3 protein-coding genes are annotated in these 5,096 nt (G+C 72.8%); all 3 read left to right on the top strand.

Annotation, left to right across the window (positions count from 1 at the left end; genetic code table 11):
- Nucleotides 1-1,414: glucan biosynthesis protein D (locus FV222_RS16825; RefSeq protein ID WP_147815193.1), on the top strand; the 1,414-nt coding region annotated here is incomplete at its 5' end.
- Nucleotides 1,415-1,494: 80 nt separating this feature from the next.
- A complete protein-coding gene (mdoH, locus tag FV222_RS16820; RefSeq protein WP_281406890.1) occupies nt 1,495-4,227 on the top strand; it encodes a glucans biosynthesis glucosyltransferase MdoH in 2,733 nt (910 codons plus the stop codon).
- Between the two features lie 4 nt (nt 4,228-4,231).
- Nucleotides 4,232-5,096: efflux RND transporter permease subunit (locus tag FV222_RS16815; RefSeq protein ID WP_147815191.1), on the top strand; the 865-nt coding region annotated here is incomplete at its 3' end.

Genomic DNA, 5,096 nt, shown 5'->3' with positions numbered 1-5,096 from the left:
GTTCGACGCGGCGACGGTGCCCGACCTCGCCCGGGCGCTCGCCAAGGCCCCCTACGCCGCCCCCCGCACCGACGACCTCCCGGCCAGCCTGAAGGGCCTCAGCCGCGAGCAGTACGGCGCCATCCGCACGAAGCCCGCCGCGGCGATCTGGGCCGGCGACGACCTCGGCTTCACCATCGAGCCGCTGCATCGCGGCGCGATCTTCACCGGCCGCGTCGCGCTGTTCCTAGTGGAGGACGGCCAGGTCCGGCCGGTCGCCTACGACCCGGCGCGCTTCGACACCGGCGGGTTCGCGCTGCCGGAGTTCTCGGAGGATCCGGGCTTCTCGGGGTTCCGCCTGCGCGCCCGCTTTCCCGACGGACCCGACCTTTCGGACTTCGCCGTGTTCCAGGGCGCCTCGTTCTTCCGCCTCGTCGCCAAGGGCCAGGGTTTTGGCATCAACGCCCGGGCTTTGACGCTGCGGCCGGCCGACGCTCGGGGCGAGGAGTTCCCGGTGTTCCGCGCGGTGTTCATCGAGCGCCCGGCCGACGGCGCCCTCGTCCTGCACGCGTTGATCGATTCCGACTCCGCCTCCGGCGCCCTGCGGATGGTGCTCCGCCCCGGCACCGAGGCCTCGACCACCGAGATCGAGACTACGATCTTCGCCCGCAAGGCGATCGACCACCTCGGCCTCGGCGGCATGCAGGCGAGCTACCTGTTCGGCCCCGAGGACCGGCGCCGCGTCGACGACGCCCGCGCCGCCGCCTTCTCGGCCGGCGGCCTGCAGATCCGCAACGGGGCCGGCGAGGCGATCTGGCGCCCGGTCCACAACCCGGACGCGCTGCAGATCTCGTCCTTCGTCGACCAGAACCCGAAGGGGTTCGGCCTGATGCAGCGGGCGCGCACCTACGAGGATTTCGAGGACGACGTGCAGCACTGGGAGTGGCGCCCCTCGCTCTGGCTCGAGCCCGCCGACGCCTGGGCCGACGGCGCGGTGACGCTGATCGAGATCCCGAGCGATTCCGAGTTCAACGAGAACGTGCTGGCCTATTGGCGCCCGAAGGAGGCCGTCGCCGCCGGCTCGGAGACCACCTTCCGCTACCGCCAGCACTGGTGCTGGCAGGCGCCCGCCGCCGCGCCGCCGGCAAGCGTGACGGGCACCCGCAGCGGGCGCGGGAGCGCGGGCACGCGCCGCCTGTTCCTGGTGGACTTCACCGGCGACGGGCTGTTTGCCGAGGGCGGCCTCGACATCGCCCTGGCGGCGTCTCCCGGCAGCATCGCCCGACAGCAGTTTTTCAGCTACCCGGAGCGCAGGACCGTTCGGGTCGCCTTCGAGCTCGATCCCGGCAGCGAGCGGGCGAGCGAGCTGCGCCTCGCCCTGGTTCGGGCGGGCCGGCCGGTGACCGAGACCTGGCTCTACCGCTGGACGTCGTAGAAGCCCGCGGGGACCCGGGGTCCGCAGGACCGCACCGGGCGCCCCACGCGAGACCCGCAGACGAGACTCGATCGAAGGCCGTGCGCATGGACGACGTTTCCGCCCTCCCCGCGGCCGCACGGCGCGACGCCTCGTCGGACCGCCCCTCCGGGGCGGCCTTCGCGGACGCCCTGCCCCCGGAATCGCCCCTCCCGATGCCGGTGCAGAGCCTGGCTGCCTGGGATCCGGCGCTCGCGCACCGGCCGTCGCGCCACCATGCGCGGCCCCACGCCGCGCGCCTCCTCGTCTTCGGCGGCGCGATTTTGCTGACCGGCTACGGCGGCTGGCAGATGTACGAGACCGTGTCGGTCTCAGGGTCGCCCACCGCCCTGCAGTACGTGCTCGTGGCCTTGTTCCTGCTGACCTTCTCGTGGATCGCGCTCGCCTTCACCAGCGCGATCCTGGGCTTCGCCGTGCTGCTGCGCCGCCCGCGCCTGCCGCCGGTGCCGGCGGGCCTCGCCACCCGCACCGCGATCCTGATGCCGGTCTACAACGAGGGCACCGCCCGCACCTTCGCCGCGATCGAGGCGATGCGGGAGGCGGTCGACGCCACCGGCCTCGGGCCCGCCTTCGACTGGTTCGTGCTCTCGGATTCGACGCAAGCCGACGCCTGGATCGCGGAGGAGCGCGCCTTCCTGGCGCTGCGGGACGCGCTCGGCCCCGACGCCCGCCTATACTACCGCCACCGCCGGAAGAACCACCACCGCAAGGCCGGCAACATCGGCGACTTCGTCACCCGCTGGGGCGGCGCCTACGACCACATGCTGGTGCTCGACGCCGACAGCCTGATGACCGGCGACAGCGTCGTGCGGCTCGCCGGCGCGATGGAGGCCGACCCGGATGCCGGCATCGTTCAGACGCTGCCGCTCATCATCAACCGCAACACGCTGTTCGCCCGGGTGACCCAGTTCGCCGCCCGCATCTACGGCCCGGTGATCGCCACCGGCCTCGGCCACTGGTCGGGCCGCGACGGCAACTATTGGGGCCACAACGCGATCATCCGCACGAAGGCCTTCGCCGCCGCCTGCGGCCTGCCGGACCTCCCCGGGAAACCGCCCTTCGGCGGCCACGTGCTCAGCCACGACTTCGTGGAGGCCGCCCTGATCCGCCGCGCCGGCTGGGCGGTGTACATGCTGCCGACGCTGCCGGGCTCCTACGAGGAGAGCCCGCCCTCGCTGATCGACGTGGCGGTACGCGACCGGCGCTGGGCGCAGGGCAACCTCCAGCATGCGCGGATCATCGGGGCGGCGGGGCTGAAGCCGGCCTCGCGCCAGCACTTCGCCACCGGCATCGCCGGCTATGCCGCCTCGCCGTTCTGGCTGTGCCAGCTCGTGGTCGGCATCGCGCTGGTGCTGCAGACGGCCTACGTGAAGCCCGAATACTTCACCACCGAGTTCGGCCTCTACCCGGTCTTCCCGCGCTTCGATCCGGTGCGCGCGCTGCAGCTCTTCGGGCTGACCATGGGCATCCTGCTGGCGCCGAAGTTTCTCGGCCTCCTCCTGGCGCTGATCGACGGCCCGGTGCGCCGGGCCTGCGGCGGCGCCGGACGGCTGGTCGCGTCCTGCCTCATCGAGATCCTGCTGTCCGCGCTGATCGCGCCGATCGCGATGGTGATCCAGTCGGGCTCGGTGTTCAGCATCCTCGCCGGGCGCGACACCGGCTGGAACCCGCAGCGCCGCGACGACGGCTCGATCCCGTTCGCCGACATCGTCCGCCGCCACCGCTGGCATACGGCGTTGGGCCTGGTCTCAGGCGTCGCCGCCTTCGCCATCGCCACGTCGCTGTTCCTCTGGATGGCGCCGACGATCCTCGGCCTCGTCCTCGCGATCCCGATCTCCTGGGCGAGCGGGCAGCTGGCGCTCGGCCTCGCCCTCAAGCGTCGCGGCCTGCTGATGACGCCGGAGGAGCGCGCCCGCATCGGGCTCGAGACCGCCCGGCGCCCATCCGAATCGCATCCGATCGAGATCCAGGCCTACGGCAGCGTCCTCGACCTCGCGCGGGTGACCGAGCTGACGAACTCTTATGCCACCGCGACGGCGCAGCTGCAGACGGCGCAGGCGCGGGTCGAGGTCTCGCGCGCCGCGTTCCAGCGCGCCAAGTCGCTCGGGGCCTACGCCACGCAGGTGCAGATCGAGACCACCGAGGGCACGTTCCAGACCGACCAGGCGGCGCTCGCCGCCGCGCAGTCGCAGGTGCGGACGCTGAGTGCCACCGCGCAGCAGGAATGGGGCCCGGTGATCGGCCGCGGCATCGTCGAGCGCTCCGGCCTCGTGACCCGACTGATCGAGCGCGCCGACTTCCTGGTTCAGGTGACGTTGCCGCCGGGGGAGGCACTGAAGGGCCCGCCCGGCGCGGCCTTCGCCGAGGTGCCCCCGCAGAGCGAGCGCGTGCCCCTGCGTTTCGTCTCGGCCGCGACCCGCACCGACCAGCGCATCCAGGGCTTGAGCGCGTTCTACACCGTGTCCGGCGACAGCGGGCTCCTGCCAGGCATGAGCACGCTGGCCTTCATCACCGCGTCGCGGGCTGCCGTCGGCGTGCTGGTGCCGGAGGAGGCGGTGGTGCACTGGCAGGGTGGGGCTTGGTTCTACCGCGCGGTCGGCGAGGCCGGGTTCGCCCGCCACGCGCTCGGCGCCGACCCGGCGCTCTCCGGCGACGGCTTCGTCGTCGCCGACCTCACGAACGAGACCGAGATCGTGCTGCGCGGGGCGCAGGCCCTTCTCTCGGAGGAGATGAAGGCCCAGGCGCAGGCCTCCGGCGGCGCGGACGACGACTGAGCCGATGCCGCCCGACACCGACGCCCCCGCCTCCGATCCCGTCGGTCCGCAGGCCGCCCTGGTCGCTTTCGCGATCCGCTTCCCCGGAATCGTCGTGGCGTTGGCCCTGGCGCTCCTGGTCTACGGCACCGCCAGCCTCGGCCAGGCCAAGTACGACGTCTTCCCCGAATTCGCGCCGCCCTCGGTGGTGATCCAGACCGAGGCGCCGGGGCTCAACCCGGAACAGGTCGAGGTCTTGGTGACGCAGACCGTCGAGGTCGCGGTCAACGGGCTTCCCGGCCTCGCCACTTTGCGGTCGAGCTCGATCCAGGGCCTGTCGGTCATCACCGCCACCTTCACGGCGGGCAGCAGCATCTACCGGGTGCGCCAGCTCGTCACCGAGCGGTTGGCGAGCCTTGCCGGGCGCCTGCCGCAGGGCGTGCTGCCGCCGGCGATGACCGCGCTCACCTCCTCGACCAGCACCGTCGTCCTCGTCGGGCTGACCTCGGAGAAGCGGTCCGCCCTCGACCTGCGCACCATCGCCGACTGGCGGGTGCGCCTGCGGCTGCTCGCGGTGCCCGGCATCGCCCAGGTCTCGGTCTACGGCGGCGCGGTGCGCGCGTTCCAGGTCGAGGTGCGGCCGCACGACCTGATCCGCTTCCGCCTCGGCCTGAACGACGTGCTGGTCGCCGCGCGCAAGGCGACGGGTGTGCGCGGCGCCGGCTTCGTCGACACGGCCAACCAGCGCATCGCCCTGCAGACGGAAGGCCAGTCGCTGACGCCGGACGAGATCGCCCGCACGGTGCTCGTCAACGAGGGCGGCGCCAGCGTGGTGCTCGGCGACGTCGCCACCGTGGTCGCCGCCCCCGAGCCGCCGATCAGCGCGGCCC

This window comes from Methylobacterium sp. WL103 (genome assembly GCF_008039885.1).
Classification (GTDB): Bacteria; Pseudomonadota; Alphaproteobacteria; order Rhizobiales; family Beijerinckiaceae; genus Methylobacterium; species Methylobacterium cerastii.
Note: the sequence above shows the minus strand (reverse complement) of the source record. Positions and strands in the feature narration are given on the sequence as shown.